Here is a 17,524-nt window from a genome sequence, read left to right as displayed (position 1 = left end):
CCAGACCAAACCATTCAAAGAGGTGACGCAGATGGCGGCCCCGGTCATGGACCTGATCGAAGCCGAAATCCCCTGTCGTACCGACCCCGACCTGTGGTTCGCCGAGTCTCCCGAGGACGTGGAGTTCGCCAAGGCGCTCTGCGGCGGCTGCCCGATCCAGAAGGCCTGCCTGGCCCGCGCGCTGGAGCGCGAGGAGCCGTGGGGCGTCTGGGGCGGGGAGCTCATCCTGCGGGGGGTCGTCGTGCCCCGCAAGCGTCCCCGTGGGCGCCCGCGTAAGTCCCCTGTCGCCGCCTGACCAGCAACCACAGCAATTTCCGGAAGGAACCGATCCAGATGAGCATCTCCCCGATCACCTCCCTGTATCTGCACCAAGAACTGGCGCACGAGCGAATACGAACCCTCCACCGCGAAGCTGCGGAGGAGCGGCTGGCCGGCCGGATCAGGAGCGTGCAGAGGGCACGCCGGCAGGCCGAGCGCGCGTCCCGGCGGCTGAGCTCCGCGCTGGCGCGCATGTGACGCGAGCCTGACGCGACCGAACAAGTGAATCGATGACGAAGGCCCGGGCCCGGCGAACGGCCCGGGCCTTCGTCGCTCGTAAAGATGCGATCACCGAACGCACAGAAGATCGTCTGCCGTGGGAGCGGGCGAGGACCACGGGGTATGAGGCGGATCGCCGCCCCAGGCCGGATGGTCACGGGCGGCGGGCGAAGTGGTGCATGAGCGGTGGGTGGGACTCGGATGGGCGACCGTACGTCAGGCGCGCTTGATCTCGTGGCGGTTGCGCGACGGCTCGCCGTCACCGCGCTCGTCGCCGGACTGTGGGGTTCGGTCATGCCGGAGGCCGAGGCCGCGCCGGTCGCCGCGACGGCGCGGGTGGCGCGCCACGGCCACGGTCACGGCAACGGCCACGGCGACGGAGCGACCCAGGCCACCACGGGCACCAACACCGCGAACGCGCCCGCCATCAACAGCCCGCCCAAGCAGATATCCGGTGGCCGCCGCAACGTGAACGCCCCCGCGGCCAACAGCGCCGTCACGTTCGCGGGCGTCCAGCAGGTGTCGAGCGTCAGCGTCTTCACCAACACCCTCAACGGCAACTGCAGGAGAGGGATCAAGCGCTGCGTCATCAACCAGAACCTGCAGACGAGCGAGAGCCGCGGCGGCCGATGACGCCGCCCGCTCAGGTCAGGGCGAGCGCGCTGTCCTCGGACTCGCCCGTCTCGTCGGCGAAGCCGGGCACCCAGCGCACCACCTCGTCGCGGAAGCGGGCGGTGGCGCCGAGCTGGCACAGCACGCCGACGCCGGCCGCGTGCACGCGGTGGATCAGCACGTACGACGGGGGCAGGTTGAGCTGGCGGACCACGTTGTTCGGCCGCAGGTCGGCCACGGTCGCCGCCTGCTCCCGCAGCCACTCCCTGCTGAAGGCGAACTCCTCGACCCGGGTCGGCTCGACGTACGGCGCGAGGAAGGCCCGCAGGGCGTCGACGTCGACCTCGATGTGCGGGCGGATGAACCCCTCCGCGCGCAGCCCGCGCACGACCGTCTCCATGTCGCCCTGGTTGAAGATGCGGGTGAGCCTGCCGAAGGCGACGGGGTAGCCGTCGGGCATGCGGTTGACCGCCCCGAAGTCCAGCACGCCGAGCCGCCCGTCCTCCAGCAGCCAGAAGTTGCCGGGGTGCGGGTCGGCGTGCAGCATCCCGACCCGGGCCGGGGAGCAGAACAGGAAGCGGACGAACAGCAGGCCGGCGTGGTTGCGCTCCTCCTGAGTGCCGTCGGCGATGATCCGGGAGAGCGGGGTGCCCGTCATCCATTCGGAGACGAGGATCTGCTCGTTGGCCGCGATCACGGCGGGCACGTGGAAGTCGGGGTCGTCGCGGAACTCCTCGGCGAACGCCTGCTGGGCCTCGGCCTCCTTCAGGTAGTCGAGCTCCTCGGCCACCCGCTCCTTCAGCTCGGCCAGCACGGGCTTGATGTCGAGACCGGGCAGCAGCGCGCCGAAGAGCTTGCCGAGCCGCGCGAGCTGGTTGAAGTCGGAGATCAGGGCCTTGCCCGCCCCCGGATACTGGATCTTCACGGCCACCGGGCGGCCGTCGTGCCACACGGCGCGGTGCACCTGCCCGATCGACGCCGCGGCGCTCGGCCGGTCGTCGAACTCCAGGAAGTTCTCCCGCCAGTCGTCGCCGAGCTGCTCGGTCAGCACCCGGTGGACGGTGGCGGCAGGAAGCGGCGGCGCCGCGTCCTGCAGCCGGGTGAGCGTCGCCCGGTACGGCCCGGCGATCTCGGGCGGCAGCGCCGCCTCGAAGATCGAAAGTGCCTGGCCGAGCTTCATCGCCCCGCCCTTGAGCTCGCCGAGCACCTTGAAGACCTGGTCGGCCGTACGCTTCTGGATCTCCTGGGCGACGATCTCCGCGGAGGCGCCACCGAGCCGCCTGCCCAGTCCGAGCGCGGTGCGGCCGGCGAACCCGAGAGGGAGTGTCGCGAGCTTTGCCGAGCGTGTCACGGCGCGGTGGGGAAGGTCACTCACACGACCATTGTCGGCGATGAAGAGTGCTTTCGACCACGATTTCCGATCGAGCGGGCACCGGGGCTCCGGCCGGCGCGAGCCTCCCGGAGGAATACGCCGTCTATGAGATTGGTCACACCGCGACTGCCGTGACGGGAGTATCCGCCGGTGAGAGGCGTGGCCTGTGGCCGTTCACGCGGCGGGAGCGCGGGGCACGGCCGCCGCGCCGGTCGCGTCGCCCGGGACGCAGCCGCAGTCGGGGTGCGGCTCGCAGGCGCGGTGCCGCCAGCGCCACCCGGGCGACACCTCCAGCAGGCCGCCGGGCACGCGTCCCTCGTCGAGATAGGCCAGAGCCTGACCGGCCGCCTGCGCGGCGACCAGGCACGACAGCACCACGTCGCAGGCGATCTCGCCCGCCGGATAGCCCCCGAGCCGGGCGCCCACGAGCGGCCAGGACGGATCCCGGTCGCGGCGGCCGAGATCGAGGCAGCGCAGGCAGGCGGTGAGCCCGGGGACGACGAAGGGCCCCACCGAGCCGTGTCCCTCGAAGGCGCAGACCAGCAGGTGAGGCACCCCCTCGGCGACGATCTCGTGGACCAGCGTGGCGTCGAGCGGGTCGGCGGGTGCGAGGATCACCAGGTCGGGGCGCACCCCGCCGTCGGACAGCCGGGAGGCGGCCCGTCCGGGCCAGGCGTTGACGGCGGGGGAGATCCGCCGGGCCGCGAGCACGGCGGCCTCCTCGCGGGTCGTCCCCGTCTCCGCGCGGCCGAGCCCGCCGGGAACCACGTCGCCCCAGGTCGCGGTGCCCGGATCGACCACGCAGATGTGGCCCACTCCCGCCGCGGCGAGCAGCGTGACGACCCGCGCGCCGACCCGGCCCGCGCCGTACACGCGGATCCGCGCCGCCCTGCGCGCCGACATCGCGCTCATGCCGCCGTCGGTGGAGGTCAGCGCCAGCCTGTCCAGATCGGGGCGGAGGCGGTCGCGCTCGGCGAGCGGCAGGTCGGCGAGGGGCTCCGGCCGGGCCGCGGCGTCCTCGATCAGGCCGTGCGCGGCGAGCCGGGCGACCACCTCCAGGGCGGACGCCTCGTCGAGACCGCTGCTCGCCACCGCCTGCCGCAGGGTGCGGGCGCCGTCGAGGCCGTCGATCAGGCGGCGCACGGGCGGCTCGACGCCGGTCAGCACGACGGCCCGGAGCGGATGGACGCCGAACTGCAGCGTGCGGCCGTCCCGTTCGACCCGGCGCAAAACCGGCTTGAGTCGAGGTCTCATAGTCGTCAGACCTTGCCATATGCAGGGTGGGCGCGGGCGCCGGTACCAGCGTGGCTGTGGATAATTACCGGGGTGATCGTGGTCGGTGAATATCCGCAACCCCGTAGTTTTCACGCCCGCAAGGTCACGTTCGCCCGATTGACCAGGGAGAACGTGTACCACCCCCTGTGGAATTCGGCGCGTGTCGGCTACCTTTCATATGTGCCCCCCGAGACAGTCGAGGTTCGTCGGAGCGCACGACGGCGGCGAACCGTTTCCGCGTACCGCGATGGCGACAAGACCATCGTGCTGCTTCCGGCTGGTCTGAGCACGACCGACGAGGAGCAGTGGGTACGCCGCATGCTCGACCGCCTTGCGGCCAAGGAGCAGCGAAGACGCCCGAGCGACGACGACCTGCTCGAGCGGGCGACGGAGCTTTCGGCGCGCTATCTGGACGGCAAGGCCGTGCCGGCGAGTGTCCGCTGGGTGGAGAACCAGCTGCACAGGTGGGGGTCGTGCACCCCCGACCACGGCACGATCAGGTTGTCGGCCCGGCTGCGGGGCATGCCTGCCTGGGTGGTCGACTACGTCATCATGCACGAGCTGGTCCACCTGCTCGTGCCCAGCCACGGCCCGCGCTTCTGGGCCCTCGTGGAGCGCTATCCGCGGGCGGAACGTGCCAGGGGTTTCCTCGAAGGATTCTCCATGGCCGCCAACGGCGCGCCGGAGGAGTGTTGACCCGGGTCGTCGCGGTGCTGGTCACTCCGGGCATGGCGGACGCGGCTCCACCCGGCGTGGACCCGGCCGAGTTCCTGACGGCGATGGCCGAGGACACCTACGAGATGGTCGCCGGGCTCGAACTCGTGCGGCCGGTGATCCTGTCGGCCGGCGTGCCGGGGCTTGAGAACATCGCCTGGCCGGGCACGCCCGTCCTGCGGATCGCCTCGCCCGCCGACGCCTTCGCCGCGCTGTCCGCCGGCGACGAGACCGCGGAGGAGGGCGTCGTCGTCAGCGCCGACGCCCCCGACCTGCCGCCGCTGCTGATCGGAAAGCTCTTCCGGGAGCTCGGGCGGGCCCACCTCGCGGTCTGCCCGGCCGAGGGCGGCGGCGCCGTCGCCGTGGCGGCGCGCCTGCCGGTCGCCGAGTGGGCCGCGCCCGACCTCGACGAACCCGACGCCGTCGCGGCGATGCGCCGCCGGGCGCCCGGTCCCCGCATGGTCGCCACCGGTCCCGGCTGGCACCGGCTCAGGAAGCCGCAGGACGTGGCCCGCCTCGACCCCGGGCTCGAAGGCTGGGACAACACCCGCGCTCTGCTGACCTGAGACTCATATCCGTCCGGGCAGGCGAAGCTCGGCGTAGAACGCCAGGTGGTCGCTGCCCGCGACCCTGTGGACGCCGGTGCGCACGGCCGACGCCCGCTGGTCGTACAGCACGTGGTCGATCGTGATCAACGGCGGGAACCACCGGTTCGCGGGCCAGGTGGCGGTCAGGCCGTCGCCGGTCGCGTCGGCCGCGTCCGCGTAGCCCCGCCCGAGCACCGCGCGCAGCGCGGCGTGATCGAGGCTCGCGTTGAAGTCGCCCGCCAGGACCCGTACGACGCCGGGGGACGCGGCCGGGAGCGCCGCGAGATCGGCCTCCCACTGAGCCGTGTAGGGAGCGTTCAAGGGCGCGAGCGTGTGCACGTCGACGATCTCCACGGGCGGGCCGGACGGCAGGGCGAGCCGGGCCCTCGGCATGTGGTGGCCGCCCTCGCGCACGAAGTCGGGCGCCGCGCTGAGGGGATGACGCGCGTAGATCCCGCTGCCCGAGGGCCCGGGCCCGTCCTCCAGGTGCCGGTAGGGCAGCAGGCGCGCCACGCCCGCCGCGTCCAGCGCCTCGACGGCCTCGTGAGTGAGCTCCTGGGTGGTGAGCACGTCCGGCCGGAGCCGGCGTACGAGATCCACCACGGTCGCGGCATCGCCCGCGCCGAAAAAGAGGTTGACCGTGAGGATCCGCAGCGGCGGTCCCGTGACGGTGGGGGCCGAGCCGGCCGCGCGGGGCAGGACCACGGCCGCCAGCAGGACCGATGCCGCCACCGCCACCACGATCACGGCCGTACGGCGGGCGGCCCGCGCGATCGCCACCGCCAGGAGCGATGTGGCCGCGACGTAGGGCGTGCCCGTCATCAGCGCCACGCCCACTCCGCCAAGGGGGACGGCGCCGTCGGCCCCGGCGAGCCGGGCCGCCGCCCAGACCGCGAACGGCGCCACCACGATCCACGCCGTCCGGGGGGAGACCCGGAGCCTCCGGCGCGGGGGAGAGACGATCTCGCCGCCCACGTCCAGCTTGGTCATGAGCCCGACCGTAGCCGAGCCGTCCCCGGGACCGAACGCGCCGCGCGTTCAGGCCGGAAGAGCCGGAGACCCGGGGTGCGGCGGCGACGAACCCAATCCGGCGTCGCGCGCCCGCGCCACGGCCGCCGCTCGGTCGGCGACGTGCAGGCGGTCGGGGAAGAGCAGGATGCCGAAGGTCGCCATCAGGGGCACGCCGAGAAGGCTGAACGGAGTCTGCGCCAGGTAGATCCACGACGCGATGTCGATCCTGCCGATGTGCGCCGCGGCGTCGGCGGCGGCATTGAGCCCGGAGCCGATCGGCGCCGCCGTGCCGGAGATGAGGAAGATCCAGCCGGTCCGGCTGCGCGGCTGCGTTCGCGGTATCGCCGCGCCGACAAAGCGACCGCCAGATAGACCACCGCGGTCGCCGAAATCAGGATGGACAGCCGGCTCAGGTGGCCGGTGGCGATCAATGCCATGCCCAGGGCGGCGAAGAGCACGGCCAGCGTCACCGTGGCCGACACGACGATTCCGGGCTTCGACGCCATCACCGTCGATTGTGCGCCGAAGACGGGTCGCCCGACAGTGTTCCTGAGCGTAGCCGCACTGTTCCTGGGCGTTGCCGCACCGCTGAGCGACGCGGTGACACGACCCGCGATCAGGCCGAGGCCGGCCTGATCGCGAGTGTGCTGCGCCTCGGTGAAGGCGGCTTCATCGGAGATCATCACGCCACCGCGGGGACTCAGAGCGTGACCGTGTCGTTGTCGCTCTCACAGTCGGTCGCCCCGGATCCCGGGCGGCAGAGTCAGGGGTCCCGGTGCATGCGGGATTCGTCTCGTCGGATTCCCGGCTGTGCCGGGCCGTACGGCGAGGGTTCAGGCGGTACGGGGGTTCAGGCGGTACGGCACAGCGACCGGGCGCGGCGGGCCAGCCGCCGCGTCGCCTCGTCGCTCAGCTCCGGGATCTCCTCCACGGGGAACCAGCGCAGGTCGAGGGACTCGTCGCTGATCACCGCCTCGGCGCCGGGAGGCGCGACCGCGCCGTACTCGACGTCGAGATGCCAGCTGTGCGGCGGGTGGCACCACACCTTGTGCCGGTCGAGCGCGAGCGGCCCGCCCAGCAGGGTCAGCCCGGAGATGCCCGACTCCTCGGTGGCCTCGCGCAGGGCGACCTGTGCGAGCGTGGTGTCGGACGTCTCGCAGTGCCCGCCCATCGGCAGCCACATCCCGGCCTTGGGGTGCAGGGTCAGCAGCACGTGTTCGCCGTCGTGCGACAGGACGGCGGTCGTCGCCGTGAGGTGGCCGGGAGCGCACTCGCGCCACATCGCGTCCTCGTGGGCGCGCAGGTGCGTCAGGAACTCCTCGCGGAGCCGCTCCTCCTCGGGGGTGGGCGCGACCCATCCGGCCAGTACGGCTTGCGCGTCACGATGCAGGCTCACCGGCGCAGCCTACCGACAGCCGGTGACCCTTACTTGCCGGACTCCTCGCCTGTCTCGTCACCCGAGCCGGGCTCCTTGTGCTCCCCAGGCTCCTTGGGCTCCTCCAGCGCGGACAGGTCCCACTCGGCCTCGCCCTTCACGAACGACTCGGGGTTGTCCAGGTCGTCCGCGGTGGGCATGAGGTCGGGGTGACCCCAGACGGCGTCCCTGCCCTCGATCCCGCGCGCGGCCTCCAGTGCCCTCCACAGGGCGGCCGCCTCACGCAGCCGTCGCGGGCGCAGCTCCAGGCCCACCAGGGTGGCGAAGGTGCGCTCGGCCGGGCCGCCCGTGGCGCGGCGGCGCCGTACGGTCTCGGCCAGCGCCGCGGCGGACGGGAGCTTGCCCTCGGCGGCGGTGTCGACCACCGTGGCCACCCAGCCCTCGACCAGCGCGAGCGCGGTCTCCAGCCGGGTGAGCGCGGCCTTCTGCCGCTCGGTCTCCTCGGGCTTGAGCAGCTCGCCGCCGCCCAGGACCTCCTGGATCCGCTCGGGGTCGCTGAGGTCGAGCCCTTCGAGCTTCTCCTGGAGGGCGGACACGTCCACCGTGATGCCCTGGGCGTACTCCTCGACCGCGCCGAGCAGGTGCGCCCGCAGCCACGGCACGTGCTGGAAGAGCCGGTGGTGCGCCGCCTCGCGCAGCGCCAGGTAGAGGCGGATCTCGTCGGAGGGCGTCTCAAGGCCGCTGCTGAAGGCGGCCACGCCTCCGGGCAGCAGGGCGGCGGTGTCCGACAGCGGCAGGCCGATGTCGGAGGAGCCGACCACCTCGCGGGCGAGCGAGCCGAGGGCCTGGCCGATCTGCTGGCCGACCATCATGCTGCCCATCTGCCGGAGCATGCCCATGAGCGGCCCGGCCACGGCCTGCGCCTCGGGCGGCAGGCCCGCCCCGCCGAGCGTGCCGCCCATCGTCTCGACCATCTGGGCGGCGACGGGATCGCACAGCTGCTTCCAGACCGGGATCGTCTTCTCGATCCACTCCGACCGGCTCCAGGCCTGCGGGGTGGTCACGCCGCTCGGCAGCGTGGTCACCTCGTTGAGCCACAGGTCGGCCAGGTTGAGGGCCTCGACGATCTGCCGTCGCTCGCCCTCCATGACGCTCGGATCGCCCTCGGCGACCACGGCGTGCCGTGCGATGTTCTTCGCCATGTCCCAGTTGACGGGACCGGCCTCCGGTGAGGCCGACAGCATGTCGGCGAACTGCCGCATGGCCGCGGCGATCTGCTCCGGGCTGCCGAACATGGCGAACGGGTTGTCGTTGGGGTCGTTTTCGCGACCTGGCAGGTCAGTCACCGCGCCACCTCGTGCAGGATGGAGGAGTCCACATCCGCCACGTTATCCGCCGTGGGGCGGATCAGTGCAAAGTGAGGACCTCGTGCCTACCTCGAAACGCCTGCGTCCCCCCGTCGTCGCCGTCACCGGCGCCGCCTCCGGTCTCGGCCGGGCGTTCCTCGCGAAAGTGGCCTCGTCTGCGGATTTCCGCCGCGTGGTGGCCATCGACGAGCAGCGCGGCGACACCCCGGACGTCACCTGGCGGGTCCTCGACATTCGCGATCCGCTCTTGGCGAACCGGATCTCCGATGTGGACGTCCTGGTGCATCTCGGCACGGACGAGTCGCTCGACACCGACCCCGCCGAGCGCCGCCGCTACAACCTGCGGGCCGCCCAGACCGTGCTCACGGCCTGCGCCGCGGCCCGGGTGCGGCGGGTCGTGCTGGTGACGAGCGCGATGGTGTACGGCGCCGCCGCCGACAACCCGGTGCCCCTGCCCGAGGACGCCCCGGTCGCGGCCGAGCCCGACACCGGCCTGGTGGGCGACCACCTGGAGATCGAGGCCCTGGTGCGGCGGTCGCTGCGGGCGCATCCCGGCCTGGAGGTGACCGTGCTGCGGCCCGCCGCCCTGGTCGGGCCGGGCGTCGACACGGTCATCACCCGCCACTTCGAGGCGCCGCGGCTGCTCGTGGTGAAGGGCTGCCTGCCGCGCTGGCAGTTCTGCCACGTCGACGACCTGGTGTCCGCGCTGGAGGCCGCCGCCCTGGGCCGGGTCGGCGGGGTCGTGGCGGTCGGCTCCGAGGGGTGGCTGGAGATGGAGCAGGTGGAGGAGATCTCCGGCCTGAAGCGGTTCGAGCTGCCGGCGGGGCTGACGTTCGGCACCGCGCAGCGGCTGCACCGGCTCGGCATCACGCCGACGGCCGCGACCGACCTGCACTACGTGGTCTATCCCTGGGTGGTCGACGGCGTGGCGCTGCGGGAGGCGGGCTGGAAGCCGGCCTGGACCAACGAGGCCGCGCTGCGGGAGCTGCTCGAACTGTGCGAGGGCAGGCACGCGGTCGTCGGCCGCCGCCTGTCGGGCAAGGAGGCCACGATCACCGCGGCGGGTGCGACCGTCGCGGTCATCGGCACGGCCGCGATCGTCCGGGCCGCACGCCGCAAGCGCCGCACCTGACGGGCCGCAGGCACTACCCTCGGTGACGTGGACGTCATCCGATTGCTGGGCATTCGCGACACCCCGTTGTCCGTGGACGAGGTGCTGGGCGCGGTGGAGGACAACGCCGCCGGGGGCACCGCGGTCTTCGTCGGCACCGTGCGCGAGCAGGACGGCGGCAGGCCGGTGACGCTCCTGTCCTACTCGGCGCACCCGTCCGCGGAGGAGCATCTGCGCAGGGTCGCGGAGAAGGTCGCGGCGGACTTCCCGGTGACCGCCCTGGCGGCCGTCCACCGGGTGGGCGACCTGCGCCTGGGGGAGATCGCCGTCGTCGTGGCGGCCGCCTGTCCCCACCGGGGCGAGGCGTTCGAGGCCTGCCGCAGGCTGATCGACGACCTCAAGCACGAGGTGCCCATCTGGAAGCACCAGGTGTTCGCCGACGGGGACGCCGAGTGGGTCGGCGCCTGCGACTGATGCACCCGGAATGCCCGGAGCCCGGAACGCATAGAGTTCGTTCATGTCCCGACGCGCTCTGACCCTGCTGGTCGCGGGATTCCTCGCGCTCGCACTGGCCGTGATCGGCGCCATGCTGCCGGTGCCGTACGTCGTGCTGAGCCCCGGCCCCACCGAGAACACGATCGGGGACGTCAAGGGGAAACCGGTCATCACGATCTCGGGCCATGAGACCTATCCGACGCAGGGCAGGCTGAGCCTGGTCACCGTCGCCTACCAGGGCGGGCCCGACAACCGTCTCGACCTGCTCACCGCGCTGCGCGGCTGGCTCGACCCGACGGTCGCCGTGGTGCCGGAGGAGACGCTGTTCCCGAAGTCCACCTCGGCCGAGCAGGTCCAGGAGCAGAACACACAGGAGATGACCGACTCGCAGCAGTCGGCCACCGCCGCCGCGCTGAACGCCCTCAAGATCCCCATCGAGAAGGTGATCACGGTCGCCGGGACCGACAAGGGCACGCCGGCCGACGGCAAGCTCAAGCCGGGCGACGAGATCACGGCGGTGGACGGCAAGACGGTGGGCGAGCTCTCGTCCGTCGCCTCGTCCGTGCAGAGCCGCAAGCCCGGCGAGCAGGTGACGTTCACGGTCAAGCGCGCCGGAGCCTCGACGCAGGTGCAGGTCGGCACCGTGGCGGGCACGGACGGCAAGGCCAAGGTCGGCGTGCAGATGCGTTCGGGCTACCGGTTCCCGTTCAAGGTCGACATCAGCGTCGGCGAGGTCGGCGGGCCGAGCGCGGGCCTGATGTTCTCGCTGGGCATCTACGACAAGCTGACGCCGGGGGCGCTCACCGGAGGCATGTCGATCGCGGGCACCGGGACGATCGACCCGGCCGGCCAGGTCGGCCCGATCGGCGGGATCGAGCAGAAGATGGTCGGCGCGCGCCGGGCCGGGGCGACCGTCTTCCTCACGCCCGCGGGCAACTGCGCCGACGCCGTCAAGGCCGTGCCCGCGGGGCTGCGCCTGGTGCGGGTCGAGACGCTGGACGGCGCGATCAAGGCGATCGACGCCCTGCGCGATCACAAGGGCGAGGTCCCCGCCTGCCCGGCAGGCTGACCGTACGACCCGGGCGCGGGGCGGTGACCTGCTCGTCCTGTCCGCACGCGGCGTCGTGATAACGATCAGATCTGTTACCACGACCACGCCAATCGCGGTGTAGGTTTCCAAGCACGGACCGTTGCCCTCTGACAATCATGGCCCTGCCAATCTGAGACAAGGGGTTGAGCGTTGAGCTTCCGGAGCCCCGGAGCCGGACGGGCGGTGCGCTTGCCCCGACGGCCGCGCCTTCTGATACCCGTGCTGCTCGCCGTCGTGGCGATCGTCGTGTTACTGCTGGTCTTCTCGGGGATCTACACCGACTACCTCTGGTATGACTCGGTGAGCTTCTCCTCGGTGTTCTCCACGATGCTGGTCACCCAGGTGGTGCTGTTCATCGTGGGCGCCGCCCTGATGATCGCCATCGTGGGCGGCAACATGGTGCTCGCGCACCGCACCCGCCCGATGTTCGGGCCGGGGATGTTCGGGGCGCCGCAGGGCGCCGACCGCTACCGGGTCGCGCTCGACCCGCACCGGCGGCTGGTCTTCCTGATCGGCATGGGCGTCCTCGCCCTGTTCACGGGCTCGTCCACGGCGGGGCTGTGGAAGACCTGGCTGCAGTTCGTGAACCGCACGCCCTTCAACGAGAAGGACGCGCAGTTCGGCCTCGACCTGTCGTTCTTCGTGTTCACGATGCCGTTCCTGCGGATGCTGCTGAACTTCCTGTTCACGGCCGTGATCCTGTCGATCATCGCGGCGACGATCGTGCACTACCTGTACGGCGGGTTCCGGATCTCCTCGCCCGGCGGGGTGCACGCCACCCGGGCCGCCAGGGCGCACCTGTCGGTGCTGCTCGGCGTGTTCGTCCTGCTCAAGGCCGCGGCCTACTGGCTCGACAGGTACAGCCTGGTCTTCTCCGACCGCGGCAAGACGTTCGGCGCGTCGTACACCGACGTGCACGCGGTGCTCCCGGCCAAGGGGATCCTCGCGGTCATCTCGCTCATCTGCGCGCTGATCTTCTTCGCCGGCGTCATCAGGCCGGGCGGGATGTTCCCCGGCGTGGCGTTCGGGCTGCTCGTGCTGTCGGCCGTCCTGATCGGCACGGTCTATCCCTCGCTGGTCGAGCAGTTCCAGGTCAGGCCGAACCAGCAGAGCAAGGAGCAGGCGTACATCCAGCGCAACATCGACGCGACACGAAAAGCCTACGGAGTCGATACGGCGAAGGTCACGGAGTACAGCGCCAAGACCGACACCGACGCCTCCGTGCTGCAGACCGAGGCGTCGGCCATCCCCGGCATGCGCCTGCTCGACCCGAGCCTGCTGTCGCCGACGTTCCAGCAGAAGCAGCAGATCCGCGGCTACTACCAGTTCCCCGAGCAGCTCGACATCGACAGGTATCCCGTCGACGGCAAGCCGCGCGACACGGTGGTGGCGGTCCGCGAGATCGGCCGCCCGCCGGAGGGGCAGCGCAACTGGATCAACGACCACCTCGTCTACACGCACGGCTTCGGCTTCGTCGCCGCGCCCGGCAACAAGGTGGACAGCAGCGGCCTGCCGGTGTTCAGCGAGCGCGACATCCCGCCGGTGGGCGACCTCGGCGACTACGAGCCCCGTATCTACTTCGGTGAGAACTCGCCCGACTACTCGATCGTCGGCGGGCCCAAGTCGGCAAGGCCGATCGAGCTGGACTACCCGCAGCAGGGACAGGCGGGCGCCGACCAGAACAACACCGGCCAGGTGAACAACACCTACGAGGGCAAGGGCGGCGTCTCGATCGGCAACTTCTTCCGCCGCCTGCTCTACGCGGTGAAGTACGGCGAGACCAACCTGCTGCTCAACTCGAACATCAACGACGAGTCCCGCATCCTCTACAACCGCGAGCCGGTGCAGCGCATCCAGCAGGTCGCGCCGTTCCTCACGCTCGACCGCGACCCGTACCCGGCCGTGGTGGACGGGCGCATCGTGTGGATCGTGGACGCGTACACGACGTCCGACTCCTACCCCTACTCCGAGCGCAAGAGCCTGGAGTCGCTCACCACCGACGTGCAGTCGAGCCGCCTCGGCGTGCCGCAGGTGCCCAGGGACGAGATCAACTACATCCGCAACTCGGTGAAGGCGACCGTGGACGCCTACGACGGCACGGTCACCCTGTACGCCTGGGACGAGTCCGACCCGGTGCTCAAGACGTGGGAGAAGGCCTTCGGCGGGGTCGTCAAGCCGGCCTCGCAGATCACCCCGGGGCTGCGCGCGCACCTGCGCTACCCGGCCGACCTGTTCAAGGCGCAGCGGGAGATCCTCACCTCCTACCACGTCACCGACGCCAACGCGTTCTTCAGCGGCCAGGACTTCTGGAAGGTCCCCGAGGACCCGGCGACCGGCAAGAGCAAGCAGCCGCCCTACTACGTGACGATGAAGATGCCCGGCAGCGAGACCGAGCGCTTCTCGCTGACGACCACGTTCGTGCCCAACCAGCGGCAGAACATGGCGGCGTTCATGGCGGTCGACGCGACGGCCTCCGGACCGAACCCGCCGCTGGAGATCCTCCAGTTGCCGAGCACGACCGCGATCCAGGGTCCGCCACAGGCGCAGAACCTGTTCGAGTCGAACACCACGGTGTCGACCGAGCTCAACCTGCTGCGCGGCGGCGGCACCGACGTGCTGTACGGCAACCTGCTCACGCTGCCCTTCGGCGGCGGCCTCCTGTACGTCGAACCGGTCTACATCCAGCCGCGTGCGGAGACCTCGGGCAAGTATCCGACCCTCCGCCGGGTGCTGGTGCTGTACGGCGAGAAGGTCGGCTTCGGGCCGACGCTCAGCAACGCGCTCGAGCAGGTGTTCGGCGGCACGGTGGCGACGCCGCCGGACCAGACGGCGAACCAGCCTCCCGGTCAGGTGACCCCGCCGGAGAGCACGTCCGCGCTGACGTCGGCGCTCGACCGGGCCCAGCAGGCGTACGACGACTCGCAGAAGGCGCTGTCGGCGAACCCGCCCGACTGGAAGGCGTACGGCGACGCCCAGGCGTCGCTGAAGAAGGCGCTGGACGACCTGGCCAAGCTCAAGACCGGGACCTCCCAGACCCCGGCCCCGAGCGCCAGTCCGAGCGCGAGCGGGAGTCCGCCGGCCGGTGCGACTCCCAGCCCGGCACCGAGCGGCTGAACTATCCCGGAGCCCCGCGTCCCCACGGGCGCGGGGCTCCGGTTTGCCTCCCGCGCGATGCCGGGATAGTGTTCGTAGAGCCGACGCGGGGTGGAGCAGCTCGGTAGCTCGCTGGGCTCATAACCCAGAGGTCGCAGGTTCAAATCCTGTCCCCGCTACCAAGTGAGACCCCCGGACCCTCAGGTCCGGGGGTTTTCCTTTTCGCCCGACCACCGTTAGCCGGTTGAGGGGCGGAACGGAAGGGAGCACCTAGGTGTCGATCTGGACAGGCACCTGGATCTTGCTGGCGATCGGGGTGTGAATATCCGCCTGAACCTCGGTGAACAAGGAGACCAGCAGGGCATACCGCACGGGAACGCTCACACGATCACGGCGATTGTTCTGCTTCCACCAGCCGCCGACGGGATAGACGGCGATCACCCCGCAGCGGGCGAGGTCGACCGCGTGGCCGCTCCAGATGTCGGCATGCAGGGAACCGGAGTTGCGCGCCTGCCCCAGAAACCAGCGGTCGTCCGTGGCCGATGTGGTGCGGACGCCGCGCTCCTCGCCCTCGGCCGCATTGCTGAGCCGCTTGTGGAAGTCAGCAAGGCTCTCGGTCGGCCGGATGACGTCGAAGCGCAGGCCGTGCGAGGCGTACGCGTAACGACCCTGCCAACCGCGGTTGGAGGGGTTGGGCTCGATGAAGTACGACAGCGTTACCCGCATCCGCACCGGGGCGTTTTCGAGGTCCTGTAGCAGATCGGACGGCCACGGCAGGGTGTGCAGGCGCATGGCCCGCATCGAGATCGAGGACTTCGACCGCGCGAAGGGACGGAACTCGTCCTCGACGATCATCGTCACGTCGCCGGCGGCGCTCGCCAGCACACGTGCCTCGGTGGGGGCGCCCCAGCCGTAACGCTTCAACAGGGCGTACCGCTTGCTCTTCAGAGAGCCCTCCCGAGGCGTCGGGAAGTGGGCGGCCATGGCGAGAGTCCACTCGGCTGCGTGTACGAGCAGGCCGCGGACCGCCTCGGGCGTGAGACTCGGATACCGGCTGAGCACTAGGGCGCCTAACCTGGCCGCCTGGGAGGTGGCCGCGCTCGTCGCGTTCGCCGTGGTGAGCAGACTGAACGCGCCGCCCGTGGTGAGGACTTCCACGGCCTGGTGGCGGCTGTCGAGCTCACCCCAGGAAGAGGCCAGCAGGTTGCCGCAGTTCGTGGAGCAGGGAAAGGCGCAGCTCGGAGATGTTGGCCACCAGCGCCGCGTTTTTCGGGCTGCCGCTCGGAGTGACCTCGGTGGCGAACTGGTCGAACAGGCTGATGAACTTCGATACGGCCGAGAACGGCAGCCAGATGAGTGCGCGCTCGGGCAGGTCCTCGCCCGCTGGGACGACCGAGAGGAGTTTGGCGCCGTGGGCATCGAGGCGTTCCAGAGCCAGGCTGTACTCGGCGGACCAGCCGACGACGGTCAGCACGAAACCGTCGCCGCGTACGCTCTCGTCCACAGCGACATGAGCCGAACGAGCCGAGGTCTCCGCCAGGCGGAGCTCGCCCTTGAGTTTGGTGGCATGTGCTCGGCGATCGCTGATATCCCTACGTCCACCGCTGATCGGTGCGCTTCGTCCCCTGTACGCGGCGTCGGTCCCGGTGCCCGGGACGATCAGGTGGGGAAGGCGGCGGAACGTGGGCCTATTGGGCTCACCCATGCCGGGCAGCGCGGCGCGCGTCGAGCGCCGACCTCAGTGCGAGGGTGGAGAGTGAATCATCACCAGCGAGGATCGCGTCCTTGGCGGCGATCTCCCCCGCTCGCACGAGTTCGGCGTGACTGAGGTCGCCGACATGACCCATCAGATCGTCCCAGTCCACTTCTGCCGTGTTCATCGACGTCAGCCTCCGGCGCAGCACCTCGATAGCTTGTTCTGCACTCGGCACATCATAGGTAATGACCGCGTCGAATCTACGGAATAGTGCGCCATCCAAGATCGCCGCATGATTTGTGGCCGCCACCACTAGGCTTTCCGGTCGCGCTTCGTCCAGAAATAGCAGGAAACTGTTGAGTATGCGCCGGGCTTCGCCGACATCTCCTTCAATGCGGCGTTCCGCGCCGATTGCGTCGAATTCGTCAAACAGGTAGACGGCTCGATTGCGGGCTGCGGCATCGAAGACCAGCCGCAGTTTGGAGGCGGTCTGTCCCATGAACCTGCTGATCAGTCCGTCCAAGCGGACGGTGAACAGCGGAAGGCTCAGCTCACGGGCGAGCATCGCGGCGCTCATGCTCTTGCCGGTCCCGGGCGGCCCGACGAGCAGCAGCCTGGAGATGGGGGCGAAACCGTGGCTCTCCAGGCGTTCGCGCTGCCGTTGCTCATGTAGAACACGTTCTAGCTGTGTTCGCACGGACTCGGCGAGCGTCATGTCGGCGAGGTGGACGTCCGGATAGCCGGCCGTGACGAAAAGAATGCCCAGCCTATCTATGCCCTGTGGGCCGATCCACTTCCGTCAGGGTGGCTGTCTCGTTCGGGCCGCCTACGATCGGCGGTGGCAGCGTGAGGGAGTCGCCTGGGGAGCGGAGATCAGGCCGGGAAGTCGAACTCGCGGGCCTTGACACCGGCGATGAAGGCTTGCCACTCAGTGGGAGTAAAGAGCAGTTTCGGGCCGCCGGGGTCCTTGCTGTCGCGTACGGCCACCGTGCCGGGCAGGTTGGTCGCCACCTCGACACACTGACCACCGTTGTCACCGGAGATCGATGACTTTCGCCAGAGCGCAGCGCCCAGGTCCATGCCTGTCTCGCTTCCTCGATCATCCTGACGGATACGGGCTCAGGATAGGCCCAATCCGGGATCGAGGGACGGCACAACCTCCATCGAATTCTCCTGACTTGGATGAAAA

At 70.6% G+C, this 17,524-nt stretch carries 20 protein-coding genes and 1 tRNA gene; 10 read left to right on the top strand and 11 right to left on the bottom strand.

The window, feature by feature from the left end; all coding sequences use genetic code 11:
* Window positions 1–31: 31 nt before the first annotated feature.
* From HCK04_RS29790 to HCK04_RS29780, 3 genes are all read left to right on the top strand, one after another.
* Window positions 32–295, top strand: coding sequence for a WhiB family transcriptional regulator (locus HCK04_RS29790; protein ID WP_079315495.1), 264 nt, complete (start codon window positions 32–34; stop codon window positions 293–295).
* A 38-nt stretch (window positions 296–333) separates the two neighbouring features.
* Complete coding sequence (locus HCK04_RS29785; protein WP_142650692.1) at window positions 334–516, top strand: hypothetical protein; 183 nt, start codon at window positions 334–336, stop codon at window positions 514–516.
* Window positions 517–771: 255 nt separating this feature from the next.
* Window positions 772–1,170: a hypothetical protein gene (locus HCK04_RS29780; RefSeq protein ID WP_142650691.1), complete on the top strand. Its 399-nt coding sequence runs from the start codon at window positions 772–774 to the stop codon at window positions 1,168–1,170.
* A gap of 10 nt (window positions 1,171–1,180) precedes the next feature.
* On the opposite strand, the gene HCK04_RS29775 is transcribed toward HCK04_RS29780, so the two are convergent.
* Both HCK04_RS29775 and HCK04_RS29770 read right to left on the bottom strand, forming a co-directional pair.
* A complete protein-coding gene (locus tag HCK04_RS29775) occupies window positions 1,181–2,524 on the bottom strand; it encodes an AarF/ABC1/UbiB kinase family protein (RefSeq protein WP_142650690.1) in 1,344 nt (447 codons plus the stop codon).
* A gap of 171 nt (window positions 2,525–2,695) precedes the next feature.
* Window positions 2,696–3,775: a ThiF family adenylyltransferase gene (locus HCK04_RS29770; RefSeq protein ID WP_142650689.1), complete on the bottom strand. Its 1,080-nt coding sequence runs from the start codon at window positions 3,773–3,775 to the stop codon at window positions 2,696–2,698.
* Between the two features lie 201 nt (window positions 3,776–3,976).
* On the opposite strand from HCK04_RS29770, the gene HCK04_RS29765 reads away from it, so the two are divergent.
* On the top strand, window positions 3,977–4,492 hold the full coding sequence (locus HCK04_RS29765) for a M48 family metallopeptidase (RefSeq protein WP_142650688.1): 516 nt from the start codon (window positions 3,977–3,979) through the stop codon (window positions 4,490–4,492).
* Window positions 4,486–5,076 (top strand): hypothetical protein, encoded by a 591-nt coding sequence (locus HCK04_RS29760; protein ID WP_260617454.1) that lies wholly within the window; start codon window positions 4,486–4,488, stop codon window positions 5,074–5,076. The genes HCK04_RS29765 and HCK04_RS29760 overlap by 7 nt, the downstream gene beginning before the upstream one ends.
* A 3-nt stretch (window positions 5,077–5,079) precedes the next feature.
* Here the strand turns inward: HCK04_RS29760 and HCK04_RS29755 are convergent, their stop codons facing one another.
* The 5 genes from HCK04_RS29755 to HCK04_RS29735 form a co-directional block, all read right to left on the bottom strand.
* On the bottom strand, window positions 5,080–6,087 hold the full coding sequence (locus tag HCK04_RS29755) for an endonuclease/exonuclease/phosphatase family protein (RefSeq protein WP_142650686.1): 1,008 nt from the start codon (window positions 6,085–6,087) through the stop codon (window positions 5,080–5,082).
* A 48-nt stretch (window positions 6,088–6,135) separates the two neighbouring features.
* The gene (locus tag HCK04_RS29750; RefSeq protein ID WP_168066371.1) at window positions 6,136–6,279 is read right to left on the bottom strand and encodes a hypothetical protein; all 144 of its coding nucleotides are present in this window, start codon (window positions 6,277–6,279) and stop codon (window positions 6,136–6,138) included.
* Entirely contained in the window at window positions 6,270–6,791 is a 522-nt protein-coding gene (locus HCK04_RS29745; RefSeq protein WP_142650685.1) for a hypothetical protein, read from the bottom strand. The genes HCK04_RS29750 and HCK04_RS29745 overlap by 10 nt, the downstream gene beginning before the upstream one ends.
* Before the next feature lie 167 nt (window positions 6,792–6,958).
* Window positions 6,959–7,504 carry an NUDIX domain-containing protein gene (locus HCK04_RS29740; protein WP_142650684.1) on the bottom strand — a complete coding sequence of 182 codons (546 nt, stop codon included), beginning with the start codon at window positions 7,502–7,504 and terminating at the stop codon, window positions 6,959–6,961.
* 29 nt (window positions 7,505–7,533) lie between these two features.
* Complete coding sequence (locus HCK04_RS29735) at window positions 7,534–8,829, bottom strand: zinc-dependent metalloprotease (RefSeq protein ID WP_260617453.1); 1,296 nt, start codon at window positions 8,827–8,829, stop codon at window positions 7,534–7,536.
* Window positions 8,830–8,911: 82 nt separating this feature from the next.
* Here HCK04_RS29735 and HCK04_RS29730 point away from each other — a divergent pair, with 82 nt between their 5' ends.
* From HCK04_RS29730 to HCK04_RS29710, 5 genes are all read left to right on the top strand, one after another.
* Window positions 8,912–9,982, top strand: a complete 1,071-nt coding sequence (locus HCK04_RS29730; RefSeq protein ID WP_260617452.1) for an NAD-dependent epimerase/dehydratase family protein — start codon at window positions 8,912–8,914, stop codon at window positions 9,980–9,982.
* 27 nt (window positions 9,983–10,009) lie between these two features.
* Complete coding sequence (locus tag HCK04_RS29725) at window positions 10,010–10,435, top strand: molybdenum cofactor biosynthesis protein MoaE (protein ID WP_142650682.1); 426 nt, start codon at window positions 10,010–10,012, stop codon at window positions 10,433–10,435.
* A 43-nt stretch (window positions 10,436–10,478) separates the two neighbouring features.
* Window positions 10,479–11,525 (top strand): PDZ domain-containing protein, encoded by a 1,047-nt coding sequence (locus HCK04_RS29720; RefSeq protein WP_142650681.1) that lies wholly within the window; start codon window positions 10,479–10,481, stop codon window positions 11,523–11,525.
* A gap of 240 nt (window positions 11,526–11,765) precedes the next feature.
* Complete coding sequence (locus HCK04_RS29715) at window positions 11,766–14,660, top strand: UPF0182 family protein (protein WP_312845778.1); 2,895 nt, start codon at window positions 11,766–11,768, stop codon at window positions 14,658–14,660.
* A gap of 84 nt (window positions 14,661–14,744) precedes the next feature.
* A tRNA-Met gene (locus tag HCK04_RS29710) sits at window positions 14,745–14,821 on the top strand.
* An 88-nt stretch (window positions 14,822–14,909) separates the two neighbouring features.
* On the opposite strand, the gene HCK04_RS29705 is transcribed toward HCK04_RS29710, so the two are convergent.
* The 4 genes from HCK04_RS29705 to HCK04_RS29695 all read right to left on the bottom strand — a co-directional run bounded on the left by HCK04_RS29705 (window position 14,910) and on the right by HCK04_RS29695 (window position 17,415).
* The gene (locus HCK04_RS29705) at window positions 14,910–15,797 is read right to left on the bottom strand and encodes a S8 family serine peptidase (RefSeq protein ID WP_221889993.1); all 888 of its coding nucleotides are present in this window, start codon (window positions 15,795–15,797) and stop codon (window positions 14,910–14,912) included.
* 22 nt (window positions 15,798–15,819) lie between these two features.
* A complete protein-coding gene (locus HCK04_RS44365; RefSeq protein WP_221889992.1) occupies window positions 15,820–16,143 on the bottom strand; it encodes a hypothetical protein in 324 nt (107 codons plus the stop codon).
* A 193-nt stretch (window positions 16,144–16,336) separates the two neighbouring features.
* Window positions 16,337–17,050, bottom strand: a complete 714-nt coding sequence (locus tag HCK04_RS29700) for an ATP-binding protein (RefSeq protein WP_142650678.1) — start codon at window positions 17,048–17,050, stop codon at window positions 16,337–16,339.
* A gap of 158 nt (window positions 17,051–17,208) precedes the next feature.
* On the bottom strand, window positions 17,209–17,415 hold the full coding sequence (locus tag HCK04_RS29695) for a DUF397 domain-containing protein (protein WP_142650677.1): 207 nt from the start codon (window positions 17,413–17,415) through the stop codon (window positions 17,209–17,211).
* Between the last annotated feature and the right edge of the window lie 109 nt (window positions 17,416–17,524).

It is taken from the genome of Microbispora sp. CL1-1, from assembly GCF_012034195.1.
Lineage (GTDB): Bacteria > Actinomycetota > Actinomycetes > Streptosporangiales > Streptosporangiaceae > Microbispora.
Note: the sequence above shows the minus strand (reverse complement) of the source record. Positions and strands in the feature narration are given on the sequence as shown.